This window comes from Photorhabdus sp. RM71S, from assembly GCF_042879355.1.
In the GTDB taxonomy this organism is placed as follows: Bacteria; Pseudomonadota; Gammaproteobacteria; order Enterobacterales; family Enterobacteriaceae; genus Photorhabdus; species Photorhabdus kayaii.
The window spans coordinates 1-17,860 of the sequence record NZ_JBHFKV010000007.1; the positions used below are offsets into that span (position 1 = coordinate 1).

Annotated in this window: 14 protein-coding genes; 6 read left to right on the forward strand and 8 right to left on the reverse strand. The window is 40.3% G+C overall.

The window, feature by feature from the left end; all coding sequences use genetic code 11:
• Positions 1–320: 320 nt before the first annotated feature.
• The 4 genes from ACGF5R_RS05795 to ACGF5R_RS05810 all read right to left on the reverse strand — a co-directional run bounded on the left by ACGF5R_RS05795 (position 321) and on the right by ACGF5R_RS05810 (position 5,259).
• Positions 321–1,313 carry a fimbrial protein gene (locus ACGF5R_RS05795; protein WP_387690063.1) on the reverse strand — a complete coding sequence of 331 codons (993 nt, stop codon included), beginning with the start codon at positions 1,311–1,313 and terminating at the stop codon, positions 321–323.
• A gap of 18 nt (positions 1,314–1,331) precedes the next feature.
• Complete coding sequence (locus ACGF5R_RS05800; protein ID WP_387690065.1) at positions 1,332–3,872, reverse strand: fimbria/pilus outer membrane usher protein; 2,541 nt, start codon at positions 3,870–3,872, stop codon at positions 1,332–1,334.
• Between the two features lie 58 nt (positions 3,873–3,930).
• Complete coding sequence (locus tag ACGF5R_RS05805) at positions 3,931–4,605, reverse strand: molecular chaperone (RefSeq protein ID WP_262980097.1); 675 nt, start codon at positions 4,603–4,605, stop codon at positions 3,931–3,933.
• A 123-nt stretch (positions 4,606–4,728) separates the two neighbouring features.
• On the reverse strand, positions 4,729–5,259 hold the full coding sequence (locus tag ACGF5R_RS05810) for a fimbrial protein (protein ID WP_387690067.1): 531 nt from the start codon (positions 5,257–5,259) through the stop codon (positions 4,729–4,731).
• Positions 5,260–5,852: 593 nt separating this feature from the next.
• Between ACGF5R_RS05810 and ACGF5R_RS05815 the strand changes: the two genes are divergently transcribed.
• Complete coding sequence (locus ACGF5R_RS05815) at positions 5,853–6,695, forward strand: alpha/beta fold hydrolase (protein ID WP_112876012.1); 843 nt, start codon at positions 5,853–5,855, stop codon at positions 6,693–6,695.
• 388 nt (positions 6,696–7,083) lie between these two features.
• On the opposite strand, the gene ACGF5R_RS05820 is transcribed toward ACGF5R_RS05815, so the two are convergent.
• Positions 7,084–8,475 carry an amino acid permease gene (locus tag ACGF5R_RS05820; RefSeq protein WP_112876011.1) on the reverse strand — a complete coding sequence of 464 codons (1,392 nt, stop codon included), beginning with the start codon at positions 8,473–8,475 and terminating at the stop codon, positions 7,084–7,086.
• Between the two features lie 935 nt (positions 8,476–9,410).
• On the opposite strand from ACGF5R_RS05820, the gene stlC reads away from it, so the two are divergent.
• From stlC to stlE, 3 genes are all read left to right on the forward strand, one after another.
• Positions 9,411–10,358 carry a stilbene biosynthesis aromatase StlC gene (gene stlC, locus ACGF5R_RS05825; protein WP_112876010.1) on the forward strand — a complete coding sequence of 316 codons (948 nt, stop codon included), beginning with the start codon at positions 9,411–9,413 and terminating at the stop codon, positions 10,356–10,358.
• Positions 10,359–11,507 carry a beta-ketosynthase StlD gene (stlD, locus tag ACGF5R_RS05830; RefSeq protein ID WP_387690069.1) on the forward strand — a complete coding sequence of 383 codons (1,149 nt, stop codon included), beginning with the start codon at positions 10,359–10,361 and terminating at the stop codon, positions 11,505–11,507. It begins immediately after the preceding gene.
• Positions 11,508–11,586: 79 nt separating this feature from the next.
• Positions 11,587–11,829 carry a stilbene biosynthesis acyl carrier protein StlE gene (gene stlE, locus ACGF5R_RS05835; protein WP_112876008.1) on the forward strand — a complete coding sequence of 81 codons (243 nt, stop codon included), beginning with the start codon at positions 11,587–11,589 and terminating at the stop codon, positions 11,827–11,829.
• 199 nt (positions 11,830–12,028) lie between these two features.
• On the opposite strand, the gene ydgH is transcribed toward stlE, so the two are convergent.
• Positions 12,029–12,982, reverse strand: a complete 954-nt coding sequence (ydgH, locus tag ACGF5R_RS05840) for a DUF1471 family protein YdgH (protein WP_387690071.1) — start codon at positions 12,980–12,982, stop codon at positions 12,029–12,031.
• A 399-nt stretch (positions 12,983–13,381) separates the two neighbouring features.
• Between ydgH and pntA the strand changes: the two genes are divergently transcribed.
• Together pntA and pntB are read left to right on the forward strand one after the other, a co-directional pair.
• Complete coding sequence (gene pntA / locus ACGF5R_RS05845) at positions 13,382–14,911, forward strand: Re/Si-specific NAD(P)(+) transhydrogenase subunit alpha (protein ID WP_387690073.1); 1,530 nt, start codon at positions 13,382–13,384, stop codon at positions 14,909–14,911.
• 10 nt (positions 14,912–14,921) lie between these two features.
• Positions 14,922–16,310: a Re/Si-specific NAD(P)(+) transhydrogenase subunit beta gene (gene pntB, locus ACGF5R_RS05850; protein WP_387690075.1), complete on the forward strand. Its 1,389-nt coding sequence runs from the start codon at positions 14,922–14,924 to the stop codon at positions 16,308–16,310.
• 125 nt (positions 16,311–16,435) lie between these two features.
• On the opposite strand, the gene ACGF5R_RS05855 is transcribed toward pntB, so the two are convergent.
• Both ACGF5R_RS05855 and ACGF5R_RS05860 read right to left on the reverse strand, forming a co-directional pair.
• Positions 16,436–16,609, reverse strand: a complete 174-nt coding sequence (locus ACGF5R_RS05855) for a hypothetical protein (protein ID WP_155416457.1) — start codon at positions 16,607–16,609, stop codon at positions 16,436–16,438.
• A gap of 109 nt (positions 16,610–16,718) precedes the next feature.
• On the reverse strand, positions 16,719–17,744 hold the full coding sequence (locus ACGF5R_RS05860; RefSeq protein WP_262980094.1) for a HoxN/HupN/NixA family nickel/cobalt transporter: 1,026 nt from the start codon (positions 17,742–17,744) through the stop codon (positions 16,719–16,721).
• Between the last annotated feature and the right edge of the window lie 116 nt (positions 17,745–17,860).

Sequence of the window (17,860 nt, forward strand, 5' to 3'; positions counted from 1 at the left end):
TTTTATTGGAAATCGTCGCGGGCTTAATTGCTTATACATTCCAACCTAAAAAACCGAGCTTGAATTTACGGGATTGTGATATCGCTATTTTTAAACGAAGCTGAGGTTAATAAAATAAAGAAAAAAGATTTTATATGTAATGTTGTCATTTCACGAGGATAAATTCTCTCAGCAATTGATGCTATTATTACTAACACATAACATGTGAATTAGTGGGCATAATCTGCTGAATTTTCTTAAAATTTTTTCAGGTGAAAATAATAAAATAACAGCGCATCAGCCAGGAAATAAACTTTCTATAACTGATGCAGATAAATTTATTACTGATAAGTTAATGTCATTGTTGCGGTTACATTTGCTTGGCCGGGGGTAATATTGAGATCGGTCTGAAAATAGCGGGCGTGTAAAGGAATAGATAACTTCCCACCTGAATAGCTGTTACCAATATTTATTTGTGAATGAATAATAACAGGTTGGTTGTTATAAAGAATTTGCATACCTACACCGGAAGCAGTTGTGTTATTATCATTTTGATCAAGCGCCCATACGTGATATAAGTTATTTTTTGCTTTCTTTCCATCAAGCATTAATTGAATTTGAACATCATTATCACAATCTAAAATAACCTCAAAATCTTTCCCTCCTGCGATACTATTAATGCCAGAAAAATCGCTTTTTTTAATATCACCCATAGGCACAGTAATATTGCTATTTTTCAGTGAGCAACTTTTAGTAATAATGCGGGTATTTCCCAAACGGTAAGTATGCACGATATGGTTATTTACCCGCGCCTGAATTAATTGTTCGTTTCTGACAAAACCAGAACCTGTTGTTGGCGCTATTTTTATTAGCTGAATTGTCAAATAACCCCATGTTTTACCACAATACCAACGACCGGAATTGTCGCAGCTTACGGGATTATTAGCAATGCGCGGTAACCAATCGATACCATAGCCGGGACTCCAAGTATTTATTCTGATACCAACACCGGGAACACCGGACTCGTAAATAGCATCCTTGTTGTATTCTGCATTTTTGTAGGATGTATATCCCCATGACGTATTAACGTTTGTATCGCAATAGAAAATATTGTTTTTATTGTCTAATTCATCTGCACGATATTCGTAAATGGTTGTGCCAATCGGTTGATCCCTTGGGACATATAAGGTTCCAAAAGAGAGATGAGTGATTTCTGGTTTAAATCCTTTCGTAAACTGGCAGTTAGCGGCAAAACTATAAGAACTGACTGTCAAACCAATTAATAAGTTGGTAATAACGAGAAAATATTTAAATTTATTGTAAATATTAAACATAGCGTTTTCCTGTGGAAATTATTTACAGTGTGCTGCTATTATATAAATATCGGATAAAGGACTTTTTTCTGGTAGTTTGTAATTAACGATACATTCCTGAATATCTTTATAACCCCATTTAACGAATAATCGTCCACTATCGGGTAAACCCGTGAGGTAAACTTGCCCTTCGTGACTAACAATAGCGCTATTTACTTCATCAATATCATGGCGTTTTTCTAACGTGACAATTGCACCAAAAGGAATAGGATTTTCTTGATAATAGAGATTGATTAGAACTCTGTGACCTATCCGGGTTTTAAAATCAGCCAGGACTAATGCCCCACGAGTAGGAATAACGGTTTGGGTATTGACGTCAATATCGACATTATCTGCTAATGAATGAGTATCCAGTGCAATCCGATTTTTCCGGTAACTGCTAACATAAGGAATAATCGCATAACCATTCCAATCGGTGGCAATACCAACATTATTTTGGATCTTTATTCCTTGAGCACCATCAGCCCGGACTAATGCCAATGTATCTCCCAAATGTTGTGAAAGAGTAATTCCGTATGGATGAGCAACAATGCCTCCCTGGAGGCCATAATTCAGTTGGTGAGAATAGCGATCATAGCTATAACCGGTACTAAATTGACCATAAGCGCCTTTATATTCCGCATGAATATGACCGCCAGCGCCAGTACCGTGATTCGTGTAACTCTGCTGTAAACTATAAATTAAATTATTGTCTTCCAGTGCTGTGCCACTTAAACTTACTTGATGGGAAATATCTTTGTTTTTATTGGTATTAAAATTATAGCTGGTCCAGCTATTCTTTAGCCAGCGATCTAATGGAATCTGTATGCTGAATGAAAAAAGCTGTTCATTTTTATCTGTATCTGGAAGTTGGCTATAGGTATAATTCAGGCTGTAATTAATATTATTATAATTGGTGCTATAACCTGCGTTGATATTACGTTCATAGCCACGTTGCTGCCAATAATTTTGTTGAAAAGCGGACAAATATAAACTGCCAAAATTTCCTAAAGATTGATTAATATGTAGTTGCAATTTACTTCTTTTATTGGTGCGATAACGCCAGTCACTTTTATTGGCATTATCTATGTCATTGGCTTCTTTAAAATCGTAAAAACCACGTGTCGAATAGCGATAACCTGCCAGAGTAAAATTAGTCCCTGTTAACGAAAGATCTTTTGCATATTGAAAACGGTAGGATTGCCCTTTGGTACTTATATTAGATGGTAAATCGGTGTTAGAGTGAGTGATGTCAAAAGAGAGAGAACCCAATATACCAAAATTATAACCTGATCCTAAAGCAACGGATTGATAATCTTTTGAAAAAATTGTACCACCATAGGTAGTGATATTATTAGAAAAACCATAGACTAATGCACCTTGGGTAAAATTAGGTTCTCGCCCATGATTATTTGATGATTGATATTGGCCCAGTGTTATCGAATATTGGAAGCCTCCTTCCCGTAACATAATCGGTATAGCCGAAAAGGACTGAGTAGATCGATATTCCTGACCATCTGCTTCCTTGATAATAACTTCCAAATCTCCACTTGTTGTGGTTGGGAAAAGGTCATTAATGACAAATGGACCGGGCGAAACATAAGTTTGATAAATGATATAACCGTTTTGCTTGATTGTAACTTGAGCATTACTTTGAGCAATTCCCCGGACACTAGGGGCGAAACCTTGTAAGCTGTCTGGTAACATATTGTCATCAGAAGCTAATTGTAAACCGCGGAATTGGGCACCCTCAAAAATATAGGAGGGGGTAAAGCTATCACCTAGCGTTAATTGTCCTTTTAGTGCGTGAATATCCCGTTGTAAGTAGGTGTTAATACTTTTCCAACTCTTATCACGACTGGTATAGGTAGAATAATTGCGCAGACGCCATGCTTGCCAATTAGCGCCTGTTCGAAGATTCAGATAATGGGTCTGCGTAGAGCCAGATGGGCTATTTTGCCAGGTATTTGAACCACTATAATTGTAGTTAATCAATAATGAAGTTAATCCTTGCTGCCATAATTCAGGCGAAACATAACCTCTTGCCTGATTGTTTAACATTGCTTGTGGAATACTGATATCTAGCCTTTGTTGACCAAAATTGAAGACAGTGCTTGCAGCTGGAATATATTGACTTAAATCAGACAACTCTGTTTCTGGTGGTAAACTGAATAGCTCTGGAAAGTTATCAATTTTTACTCCCATATCCTGTAATTGTTGAATTGTCAGCTTGGGCAGCAATTTATTATTTATCGTGACAAAGGTTACGTTCCTGGTATCTATTTTATCTCTATTAAGGTAAATATCTACCCAGTAAATACCGGGCGGATAGTCGTCTTGTGTGAAAATAGAGAGATCAATGTTTTCAGGTGAACCAAAATCAGTACCTATTTCCAGTGCATGAATGTTGAAATAATCTTCAGAATAAGTTTTAGCTGGGTAAAAAAGCATGCCAACAGCTACAAATGGCAATAATAAGAGCCATGAATGTTCAATATTGTATGGTTGCTGATTAATCTTATGCTGTGAGCACTTTCCCATAATTAACTTTCTGGTATAGAGTAAAGTAATGTAACGGTTTTATTAACGAGTTATTTTTTCAAATGGCTGTTTTTTCCTCGGCAGTCACACCACCAAAATCATTAATTGCTTTCCAATTTACCTGTTTTATGTTAATTGCCGGCAGAGGCCAGCTTAGTTGACCAAAGGGTTTAATCATGCCCGCAGGTTTTATTTCATGTTGATCTGCTTTAAGGTAAGAGAATGAAATGAAGTAAGGGGTAGGGTTCTCAGCGATCAGTGAATTATTTTCCGTACGGAATTTGAGCTTTTGGTATGCGGTACTTGATTTTTCTGCCAAATTTGCAGGGCGGTAAAACAATTTAAATTTTGACTTAACTGTTATTTGTAATTGATTCTGATCTGATTTCACAGAGGTAGGAATAGACTTCACATTTAACCAAAAAAGTGATTCCCGATCTTGAGGTAGGTTACTTTCTGTTTTTACAATACGCAGGATATTTTCATGGCCTGCTGCGAGTTTAAAGATGGGTGGCGTTACGATAAAAGGGGTCTTCATATTATCGTTTTCATCTTGGATCCAAGATTGAATCAGGTAAGGGGCATCTTTTTCCGGGTTATTTATAGAAATAGACGCTTCTTTTTTGTCACTCATGTAAATAACACGGGTTCCACCAATGACGACACCTGCGATAGCGAAATTTACACTGATAATATATAGAAAAATTATTGTGAATAGTCGTTGATACTGCACGGTAACATCTCCGTTTTATCGTGTTTTTATGCGTTATTTTATGGGATTTGTGGGCATCCATTCCCTGTACTGCTTTATTAGAAATAAAACGTGAATGAAGCTTTGTTCTAAATTTAGCCTGTTTTAGTTATAAACAATCGTAAAATTGGCGACGGCATCACCCGAACCTGGGCTGATTGCTTGAGCTGTAGCAACATATTTTGCAATGAACTTCAGTTCTGCGGTTTTTTGATCAGTAAAAGCTTGGAGTTTGGAAGCTTGTGCCAAAGGAATTAGCGTTAAATTATCTTCTTCATAGATACCAATAGCAACACCATCGGCGACTGCCTGGCCTTTATCATTAGATAAGGCCAGAAGATTGTTATTTCTATTATCTATCTGCCCGTCAAATTTAACTTGTGCATGAGTATATTCTGGTGGGCAATCACTCATCTTAATGCTAAAGGGTGTTACAGCTGCGGTACTATCTACGCCACTAAATGCATTTGAGCTAATTGTTCCCATGTTTACGTTTTGGTTCGCAGAGTCAGTATCGATTTTACAAGCATTAGAGATGATATTACCGGTAAAGTTAATCTTTCCGTCCGCTGCATTTGCTACAGGAATAAGTACAGAAGATACAAGTAAGGATGAAATAATCAGTTTAGCTTTCATTGTAAATAGATCCTAACCCTAACGTGCATGGCGTCAGGGAAGTAGAAATATTGATTTAATTGGAACTGTATAAACATCAATACAGCATGTAAATATTCATAGTTTTTATCCGATAACAACAACGATAACTCAAAATGTGTCTTTTTAGGGATAAAGTTAGGCGATCATAGCGATTAATTATGAAAAATCCAAAGAATGACTCGATAATGTATTGTATTTAAGACTTTTATCTGTATTTATTTATTAAACAGGATTATTTTTTAACATTAACGTGATTTATTGTATGTAATAAATCATTATGCTAATTAATGAGAATATCTTTTGATTAATAACTGGTTATAAAATTAATTGTGATTTATATCACAATTAATTTATTACACTTAAGAATTTATTTTTTTGTTCTATTATTTTCATGTTATTACCTCTCGCTGTCATTTTCTCTTTGAGAGTGTCTATTATGATAGAGATAAGTTATCTGGATTAAATTACGCTATAGTTTTCTCATGTTATCTCTCTATTTTATTGTTTATAGCAATGCCTATCTCAGTTGGCGTTATGAATCCTCAACGCAATTAACCCTGTAAGGGGGGAAAATGAAACAGTTTGTCTTTGTATTGGGCTTTTTGTCCATCGTGCTCTTAGTCTCACATCCAGCTTCGGCCATGCAAGCAGAGCAGAAAACCGTCACCAATGGCGTGGTATCGATCGAATATTCGGTGCGTGGGGAAGGGCCACTGCTCTTGGTGATTGCTTCAACTGGGCGGGGAACGGCAGAATTTGCGCCACTCGCAGATCGACTGGCGATGCGCGGCTATCGCGTTGCTCTGCCCGAGCCACGCGGAATATCGGGGTCGACCGGTCCGATGGAAAATGTGACCTTCCACGACTTTGCTGACGATTTTGCGGCGGTGGCTGCGGCGGAGGGAGGTAAGGCAATCGTGGTAGGGCATGCTTATGGCCATTGGATTGCCAAGACGATTGCCTCGGATTATCCCGAAATGACGCGTGGCATAGTACTTCTGGCAGGGGCTGCGAAATCTTGGCCCTCGGAGCTTTCGGATGCGATCACTGTGATTAGCGATCCGAAATCCACCCGTGAGGAGCGATTAGCGGGACTTAAACTTGCCTTCTTTGCGGAAGGCAACGACCCGACACCTTGGCTTGAGGGATGGCATTCCGATGTCATAAAAAGTCAGTCTGCGGCGCGTGAGCTGACCAATCGTCAGGATTGGTGGGCTGGCGGGACGGTGCCGATCCTCGATCTACAGGCGAAATCCGACCCGTTCCGGCCTGAAACGTCTCGGATGGAGGCGAAGGACGAGTTCGGTAATCGCGTTACTATCGCAGTGATTGAAGGAGCCAGCCATGCGTTACCTGCCGAAAAGCCGATCGAGACGGGGGATGTAATTGCGGATTGGGCTAACAAACTGAAATAATTAAGAACACTATCTAGTCTCTATCAGGGCATTCGTACCGGAAAAATTCAATGCGAATGCCCCAGGCAGAGGCGATTCCGATAGGACAAAAGGACATCCTACCTCAAGTTTTACACTTTTGTTGATGATGCTCTGGAATACATTCACCAACATTGTCGCCTTGAAGAGGCATCTTGGTTTCATCCTCTAACATATTGTGAGTCATTTTCGAATTCGACAAGAATTGATTAAGAACCATACCAATCAAGTTGCATTAACAATATTAGTTACAACATACTTAAAAAGATAACAATAACAAAAATATGACAGAACAACGAAAAACCAAACAAACTGCTATATAAAAATCCAGAAAGCCATTACAGGGGAATAATGGCTAGATCTGACGGGATTACTTGATTAGCAACCCAGTGGCAGGGATTGCTGTTATCAGCAATGCGACAATAGTGAGCTTTTCAGCCAGATGTAAGCTATTTTTCTGCGGGTTTTGGCGGCGTGCATACAAAAAAACAATAAGACCTGGCGCATAGAGGACAACAGACAATAGCAAATTCATCAAACCAGATGCATAAAGCAGCCATATGCCATAAATACATGTTCCAACAGCAATGAGTAATAACCCCTTATTGCTACGATCAAAAGCGACTTTTAAAAGAAATGCTCCGACAAGGAAATAGGGCACTAAAATCATTTCTGATGCAATTGTCAGCAATGAATTGTAGTTGCTTCCACTCAACCAGATCAAAACGAGAGAGAGTTGTACAGCGCCATTAGTGAACCACAATGAAGATGATGGCGAATTATTGCGGTTTTGCCGGTTAAATACTTTTGGAAAAGAGCCGTGTTGGGCAGCGATAAATGGCACTTCGGCTGCCATGATTGTCCAACTCAGATAAGCACCACAGACGGAGACAATCAATCCGGCAGCAATAATGATTTCACCTGCGGAGCCAATAAGTCTTACCATCAGGTTTGCCATTGATGGATTGCGCATTGCTGCTAACTCAGGTCGTGGTACTAATCCAAGGGAGAGTAAGGTGACCAAGATGTATATTGCTAACGCCGCAATGACAGCCAGCATGGTTGCAATACCCACATCTGTCCGTTTTTTCGCTCTGGCTGAAACCACAACAGCACCTTCAATACCAATAAAAACCCAAAGGGTAATTAACATGGTATCTTTTACTTGTTGCCAGACAGGAACCCCTAGATCGATGCCTTTAAAGTCGAAATGAAAGGTATCCGTTTTGAAAGCTATGGCGGCAAGTATGATGAAAGCACCTAAAGGCAGCAATTTTGCCATTGTTGCCAATTTGTTGATTCCGGCTGCGGTTTGAACGCCGCGGAGTACTAACCAATGTACGAACCAGAGTAGAATAGATTCTCCTAATAGGGACTGCCAAGTATTGCCGTCACCAAAGATGACAATGCCTTCTTTATCAGTAAAGAAACTCAGAGCGGCAAAAACGATAACCAGATAGGAAACGTTGGCAACGACTGCGCATAACCAATATCCCCAGGCAGAGCAGAAGCCTATTAGTTCACCAAAGCCCTCTTTGGCATAAGTGAAAATCCCTCCATCAAGATCCGGACGAAGACGAGAGAGCAGTAACAGTGCGGTAGCCAAGAACAGGATACCGACACTTGTTATTCCCCAGCCGATCATTAACGCTGCCGGGCTGGCGATTTCAGCCATATTCTGCGGTAAGCTGAAAACACCCGCACCGACCATAGAGCTGAGTACCAGAGCAGTAAGAGCTGTGAGACCTAGTTTCTTTTCCAAAAATATGTTCCTAATATGACATAAACTGCATTATTAACCAGTTTGTTATCCTGATCATAAAGATGAACTGGGTATCGGGTTTTCATCGTTTCCAAGCTGTACAGGACGGAGAAACAAACTGATTGAACCTAGAAATAGGGGGGGATTCTACGAAGGGTATGAGCTGGATGCAATGGTTTTCTATGCAAATAACTATAAAATTTATGCATTGTTTGATGGTGAATTTAGTGAGATGCAATTTGTTTTTATAAGCTGATATGAGTTATTTTTATAATGCTGTTTATTGTACTAAGGTAAATAGGTAATAAGCATGAATTACTATGGTGTTATTACTAATTAAGTAATTTTTATTTTAATTTTTTCGATCGATCTCAAAATTTAATAAAAATAGTTGTGAAAGATAAAGTTTTACCTCTAATTTTCATTTTGTTATGTAATATTACTGCTAAGTAATAATAATCTCTTGTTTTCATGTCAGATTATTAAATTAATCCATTAGATATGTAATTTCATAATGTTATGAATATCTTATTAAATTAAAAAAGATGGAATATTTTTTAATTCATTGATTTAATTTAAATATTTTTTTGATTTTAATTGATTATGTTAATCTTATATTCAAGTTAATATATTTTTCATTGATTTTTATATCAGTAACTAATTAATTTCCTACAATGTGATATAAAACTAATCTTATATAAAAATAAAAAAATCATGTTGACAACGACTGTTTTGATTTATATTGTTTGTGAAAATATTACTCTGTGATTTATTAACTTATTTTTCTTGTATATGTTTTTAATTTTCAGGAATGATTATATGTACCTATGCCAAAAAATATTCTCAGATGGTTAGAGGACAGCTGTTATTAAAATTTTTGTCTTTTAGGTGCCGATGAATGGCTCAGTATTAAATATTCATAAAGGTTAGAACATATGAAACGTGTTCTTGTGGTGTCGTATTCCCAAAGCGGCCAATTGATCGAGGTGGTAAAAAGCTTAATTTCACCCCTGCAAGAGTCTGACGAGATATACATCCGTGAAGTTATTCTGAAACCGATTCCAGAATTTGAATTTCCCTGGAAGTTTTCTAAATTTGTTGATGTTTTCCCAGAAACAGTGCAGTTACATCCGCCTGAGCTAGCGCCTTTGAATCTGGAAGACGAAGAACCTTTTGATTTGGTCATATTAGGCTACCAAGTTTGGTATTTATCACCTGCTCCTCCGATAGTGGCATTTCTTAAGAGTGAAGAAGGAAAGCGTTTACTTAATGGCCGACCGGTGGTGACAGTTATTGCTTGCCGAAACATGTGGTTGATAGCTCAGGAAACTGTCAAAAGATTGTTGCATGAAAGTGGAGCATATTTGCGCGATAACGTGGTCTTTGTTGATAAAGCAAACTTTTTTGCAACAGTATTCACAACCCCGATATGGCTAATGACAGGAAAAAGACAGCCATTCCCTAGCTTACCGCGGGCGGGTGTATCGGAGGAAGACGTTAAAGATGCTACACGTTTTGGTGATGCATTGTTGGCAGCGCTCAAAACGGATAAAGAGAAAGTTGATGCTCCAATGTTGAAAGGTATGGGAGCAGCGGTTGTCGACCAAGCTTTTATTTTCGGTGAACGTGCGGCGCATCGAGGATTTAGATTTTGGTCCGGGTTGATTTGCCGTGTGGGCAAACGAGGGATATGGGTAAGACGCTCTTTATTAGCGTTGTTTGTAACCTATTTAATATTGATGGTGTTAGTTGTTTTTCCTATTTCAGTGGTTGTTCGCCGTTTGCTTACCCCATTACTTAAAGAACGTCTTAATGAGTTACAGAAATACTATGAACAACCTTCTGGTTCTGCCCGCTATGATGATAAGGAGATAAATAAGTAAATGAGTAACAACGTTTATATCACTAAAGTTTCCGCGTTTATGCCGGGAAACCCGATAGATAATAATACAATGGAATCTGTTCTTGGTTTTGTTGGTGGCCGTCCGTCAAGATCTCGTCATATAGTCCTTCGCAATAATGGTATCAAATATCGCCATTATGCCTTGGATCCGGAGACAGGCGAGACAACTTATTCATCTGCTCAATTAGCGGCTGAGGCAATAAAAGGTTTGGTTGATGAACACTTTTCTTTAGATGATATGCAAAGTTTGTCAGCAAGCAGTGGTACTCCTGATCAAATTATACCGGGTCATGGTATTATGGTTCATGGAGAGCTAAAAAATAAATCCTGTGAAGTTATCTCAACTGCCGGTGCTTGCGCCTCGGGTATGACAGCGATGAAATATGCTTATTTGTCCGTTCTCTCAGGAGCGACAAGTAATGCGGTTTCAACAACGTCGGAAGTACCTTCCACTGTATTGCATGCCCGCAATTTCCAGAGTGAAAACGAAGCTCGGGTTGCAGAACTGGAACGACGCCCTGAAATCGCTTTTGAAAAAGATTTTCTGCGTTGGATGCTTTCTGATGGCGCCGGCGCTGCTTTACTTGAAAATAAACCTCGACCTGATGGCATTTCATTGCGAATTGATTGGATAGATATGTACTCTTTTGCTAATGAGCAAGAGACATGTATGTACTCAGGTGGAGAAAAGTTAGCAGATGGCAGTTTAAAAGGCTGGTCACAAATGAGTCAGGCTGATTGGCTTACATATTCTGTTTTCTGCATCAAACAAGATGTCAGATATTTAAATGAGAGGGTCGTTAAATACACACTTACCGAACCATTGAAACGGATAGTTGCTGCTCGTAACTTATCGGCAGAATCTATTGATTGGTTCTTGCCTCATTATTCATCTGAATATTTCCGCATGAAATTTTCTGCGGGTCTTGATGATATTAATTTTAGTATTGAACAAGAACGTTGGTTTACTAACTTAACAATGAAAGGAAATACCGGATCGGCTTCTATTTATATCATGTTGGATGAGCTTATGAAGTCGGGTAAATTGAAGAAAGATCAGCGTCTGTTATGTTTTATCCCTGAAAGTGCCAGATTTACAGGGGCATTCATGCACCTGACTGTCGTGTAAATATTTAATCTTAGTGTTAATGAAGAATGGGGAAACAACCTGTTTCCCCTTGTAATTGGTACATCTAGGAAAATACAGCGTGGAAAATTTAGAGAATCGTGTCAAAAGTGTTGTTGCAGAACAACTTGGAATACCCGAAACCCAGATTCTTAATACACAAACATTCGAGGAATTAGGTGCCGACTCGTTAGATAATGTTGAACTGATTATGGCTCTGGAAGAGCATTTCGGAATAACTATTGATGATGAAGAAGCGGAAAAAATAGTGACGATCCAGAATGCTATTGATTGTATCGATTCGAAGTTGGGATCCGCTAACTAATTTGAAGAACTTTATTCTCTGTATAAGTAAAAAAGCACATATGATTATCATGTGTGCCTTTTTTTGGTTATATACCCTATGGATTTCAAGATGCATCGCGACGGCAAGGGAGAGAATCCCCGGGAGCATAGATAACTATGTGACCGGGGTGAGCGAGTGCAGCCAACAAAGAGGCGACTTGAAAGATGACGGGTATAGATTATTTGAACAGATCTGCACTGATAGTGGAGGTTCCACCACTAGATTGCCATTCACGGGTAATATGATAGTACTTAGCACCTTTAGCCGCGGCGCGTTTAGCGACTTCATAGGAAACATCAGGCATGCTGTTGTAGTAACCTGAAAAGGTGATGGAATCAAAAGGAACCATCTGAGCAGCGCTGATTTTATTTAATTCTTGGATTTTTGTGCCATTAGGAAGAGTTACAGTGTAACGCTCACCTTTAGAATACTGGGTTTCAAAGAAGCGACCAACAGAATTACTGGTTGAAGTTGAAGAGGCTAAACCAGGAATTTCTACTTTCTTAGCTGATTCGCCACCAGCAGCCAATGCAATGCGTCCAGAATCGGAATCTGCCGGGATAACAGCTTCATCAGCCTGAATTTGGCGTTTTGGCGCATCATCTTTATAAACATAAGCTGTCACTGTCTGATTACCGCCATCATTGATTGCAACCTGACGAACAATAAAGAAAGCCGCTGCGCCTTTTTTCTTGGCTTCTTTTGCAATGGCTTCATTCAAATCGGGTTCATTGTCGTAAAAACCGTTAATAGTGACTGTGTCGAATGGTTCCAACGTTATAGCTTCTGCTTTAGGTAATTCTTTGATGCCGCGGAATATACGATATTTAGGTGAATTATCAATTTCCTCTGCATCTTTGTGATACAGATCAGCTGTAACGCGCAGATTGCCGCTATTATTTAGATCGTCAAGGCTTTGGATATAAAACCCATCTGCCCCCATTTTGTCTGCACGACGGGAAACCGCATCGGCAGCTTCATAAATAGCATTAAAAGGGCCTGTAACCGTAATACGTTTAAATGGTTTCAGCTTTGCCGCTTTCTCCGGGGATAACTCCTGAGCTGCTTGAACAGTGGTAATACCCGTTAATGAGAATACCGCTGCTGCAATGATCGTTGTTTTCAGCTTCATAAAAAATTCTTCCACCTTGCGCATTAAATAGTTGTAACTTGCTGAACATGGTTATGCATCACATAGCCGATAATTATTACATGTAATAATAGCTAATGTCCCACGAATTTATGCTATCAGTATGAATGAATGCAAGTTTATAGGATAGGGCGCCATAAGTTTTTATCAACATTGCGGGTAGTCCAGTTAAAATTGCGATTTGCACTGGTAATACTACACCGGTAATACTAGTTAGTTATTTTACGCATTAGTTATCTATCATCGATAATATTTTCAATTTGTTATCAAAATATTTGTTGATAGATTTTACTGATGGCAGTAATAAAGTTAATTTAGTCGCTAAATTGACTGTAACAAGCAATAATCATCATTAATCTTAGGCTTTAGGAAGGGAACATTATGCGTATTGGTGTACCGAAGGAGCGACTTGTCAATGAAGCACGTGTTGCAGCCACACCGAACACGGTGGAACACCTGCTGAAATTGGGATTTAATGTCGTTGTTGAGAGTGGCGCAGGGCATTTAGCTAGCTTTGAGGATAGTGCTTACCAACAAGTAGGTGCTGAAGTTACTGATCGTCATAATATTTGGCGTTCAGATATTATTTTAAAGGTTAATGCTCCTGAGGATGATGAAATTGCATTAATGAAGGAAGGGAGTACGTTGGTGAGTTTTGTCTGGCCAGCGCAAAATCCTGAGTTAATGCAGAAGTTATCAGACCGCAAAGTCACGGTGTTGGCAATGGATTCAGTACCGCGTATTTCCAGAGCACAGTCGTTGGATGCGTTGAGTTCTATGGCAAATATTGCCGGTTATCGTGCAATAGTCGAAGCCGCTCACGAATTTGGTCGTTTCTTTACTGGTCAGATTACTGCGGCAGGAAAAGTCCCGCCAGCCAAGGTGATGATTATTGGTGCCGGTGTCGCTGGTTTAGCTGCTGTGGGTGCTGCGGGTAGTTTGGGCGCGGTTGTTCGTGCATTTGATACTCGTCCTGAAGTTAAAGAACAAGTTCAGAGCATGGGAGCGGAGTTTCTTGAGCTGAATTTTGAAGAAGAGGCCGGTAGTGGTGACGGATATGCAAAAGTCATGTCTGAATCCTTCATTAAAGCGGAGATGGCGCTTTTTGCTGAACAGGCAAAAGAAGTTGATATCATTGTAACAACAGCGTTAATTCCAGGGAAACCGGCTCCACGTCTTATCACCAAAGAGATGGTTGAATCCATGAAGCCGGGTAGTGTGATTGTTGATCTGGCCGCTCAGACCGGAGGGAACTGCGAATTAACGCAAGCAGATAAATTGGTTATTACTGCAAATGGTGTGAAAATTATTGGTTACACAGATTTGCCAAGTCGCTTGCCAACACAATCTTCACAACTCTACGGCACTAACTTGGTTAATTTGCTGAAATTACTGTGCAAAGAGAAAAATGGCGAAATCAATATTGATTTTGACGATGTTGTTATTCGTGGCGTGACAGTTGTCAAAGAGGGCGAAATCACCTGGCCGGCGCCACCCATTCAAGTTTCGGTTCAGCCGCAAGCAAAACCGGCATCAGTTAAAGCAGAAAAGCCAGCGGCAAAACCCGTTTCACCTTGGTTGAAATATGGTTTATTGGCATTGGTTGTTATCTTATTCGGTTGGTTAGCCAATGCTGCGCCAAAAGAATTCTTATCTCACTTTACTGTTTTCGCATTGGCTTGTGTGGTGGGTTATTACGTGGTTTGGAATGTCAGCCATGCTTTGCACACACCATTAATGTCGGTAACTAATGCCATTTCGGGGATTATTGTCGTTGGGGCGTTATTACAAATTGGTGATGGCGGATGGGTAAGTTTCTTCTCATTTATTGCTGTTCTTATTGCCAGCATTAATATCTTCGGTGGCTTCACTGTCACTCAACGTATGCTGAAAATGTTTCGTAAGGACTAAGGGGTAACTAATGTCGAGTGGAGTCGTTACAGCAGCCTATATTGTTGCCGCCATTTTATTTATTTTCAGTCTGGCAGGTTTATCTCGTCATGAGAGTTCTAAACGCGGAAATATTTTTGGTATCACCGGAATGGCAATCGCATTGATTGCGACTATTTTCGGGCCTGATACCGGAAGTGTTGTCTGGATTATTCTGGCGATGGTGATCGGTGCGGTGATTGGTATTCGTCTGGCAAATAAAGTTGAAATGACTGAAATGCCGGAATTAGTTGCTATTCTGCACAGTTTTGTTGGTTTGGCCGCCGTGCTGGTCGGTTTTAATAGCTTTATTGCTCACGATAGTTTTGCAGAACCCGTGATGGAAAATATCCATCTGACAGAAGTTTTCTTGGGGGTTTTCATTGGTGCGGTTACCTTCACCGGTTCTGTTGTGGCATTTGGTAAATTATGTGGAAAAATTTCTTCTAAACCGTTGATGTTGCCAAATCGTCATAAATTAAACCTTGCAGCGCTTGTGATCTCCTTTGTGCTGCTGATTACCTTTGTGAAAACGGAAAGTACAGGCCTGCAAGTGTTCACATTGTTGCTTATGACAGCAATTGCATTGGCGTTTGGTTGGCATTTGGTTGCTTCCATCGGTGGTGCGGATATGCCAGTGGTGGTTTCAATGCTGAACTCCTATTCGGGCTGGGCAGCCGCCGCAGCGGGTTTCATGTTGAGCAATGATTTGTTGATTGTAACGGGTGCACTGGTTGGTTCTTCGGGGGCGATTCTCTCTTACATCATGTGTAAAGCCATGAATCGGTCTTTTATCAGTGTGATTGCCGGCGGGTTTGGTACTGATGGTTCTTCAATCGGTGATGAGCAAGAGATGGGTGAGTACCGTGAAACCACAGCGGAAGACGTTGCTGAACTATTGAAAAACTCAACTTCTGTTATCATCACGCCGGGGTACGGTATGGCTGTTGCACAGGCGCAATATCCGGTACATGACATCACGGACAAACTACGTGAGAAAGGAGTCAACGTCCGTTTTGGTATTCATCCCGTCGCGGGGCGTTTGCCTGGGCATATGAACGTGCTGTTGGCAGAAGCAAAAGTGCCTTACGACGTTGTTCTTGAAATGGATGAAATCAATGATGATTTCTCTGATACCGATACTGTGTTGGTCATTGGCGCCAACGACACTGTTAACCCTGCGGCACAGGAAGATCCCAACAGCCCAATTGCGGGTATGCCCGTTCTGGAGGTTTGGAAAGCACAAAATGTTGTTGTGTTCAAACGCTCAATGAACACAGGTTACGCCGGTGTGCAAAATCCATTGTTCTTTAAAGACAACAGTCAGATGTTGTTCGGTGATGCGAAAGCGAGTGTAGAGGCAATCCTGCGTGCACTGTGATTTTCTATCTTTTTAACGTACAGATTTGATGGATTTACTGTCTCTCAATCGAGATATGATTGAGAGACAGAAGAAATTGGTAGTTTCCAACCGTCAACCCTGTAAATTTATCCTTTGGCGCCAGACTACAGGTGGCATTCAGGGAGATCCTTATCCTCGCCACGTGCAATAGCGTCTAACCAGTCAGAAAGTTCATTGCCAGTTAAATGCAAGCCGGTAGCTTCATATTCTAACCAAGCGTTTTCAGCATCACGTAAAAATTGTTGTCTGGATTTCAGAGTATTAGTTTGTTTATGCATAATCTTTCTACAAATATCACTAATAAAATAAACGTTGCCATTGGGAAGTAAGAATAGCAGCGTTTCAGGATGTAATACATCGCACGGTATGTGAAGAGTTCTGCGTTTGTTATTTAATTTCCAGCGTATCGTACCCCCGCCAGCGATAATTCATCACTGATAAGGTCCAGAACAAAATGAAAATCCCGACAACCCAAAAACCAACATTGCCCATATTGTCATTTAATGCCCCGATAGTGTTCCAGAAAACGCCATGCAAATCCCACTGTTCAGCGATAAGCCCAAGCGCTTCCAACCCACCAATGAACAGTGCTACGGCAACGGAAGCGGCGGTAATGGTCATGTTGTAATAGAGTTTGCGTGTCGGTTGGGAAAACGCCCAACCATAGGCACCCACCATCACAAAATTATCCAGCGAGTCGATGAGTGCCATACCGCTGGTAAATAGCGCCGGGAATACCATCAACGACCACAGAGGAAGTCCACTGAGAGAACCGGCGGCAGATATGCTTAATAGCCCAACTTCGGTAGCGGTGTCGAAACCCAATCCAAACAGAAAACCGACCAAATACATATGCCAGCTTTTGCTTACCAGTCGGAAAACCGTGTGGAACAGGCGCGTCATGATTCCCCCTGGCATTGTTGCCAGTTCGGTAAAATCACTTTTAGCTAGATCTCTTCCACGTTTGAGCGCCTGAAACTTTTGATAGACGCTTTTTAATATCAGCAAATTAATCAGTGCTATTGCTAGCAGAAAGCAGGCAGAAACTAAGGTGCCAACAATACCGCCATAGTCGTGAACCCAGCCCATTTGATCTTTAAACGCCATAGAGGTCAGGACGATGGCGAAGCAGGCTAGAATAACAATGGTAGAGTGTCCAAGAGAAAAGAAAGCGCCGACGGCAATGGGTGATTTACCCTGTTGCATCAATTTACGGGTGACGTTATCAATTGCTGCGATATGATCAGCATCGACCGCATGGCGCAGTCCATAACCGTAAGCCAGCAGGGCTGCTCCCATCATAACCGCATGATGACGGAAAGCGATAAATGCCCAAACCCAAGCCAGTACGTTGGCGGCAATCAAAACAACAAGAAGAGATACAGCACGTTTTTTATCCGTTAAATTATTCATATATGGAATACCTGTAAATCTGTAAATGTAAAACCCGCCTTACGGGTGATTGTTAGAAGTCAAAAAAACAGTAAGTATTTTCTGACTTCATGACCTATAATTTTTTCACTAAGTAG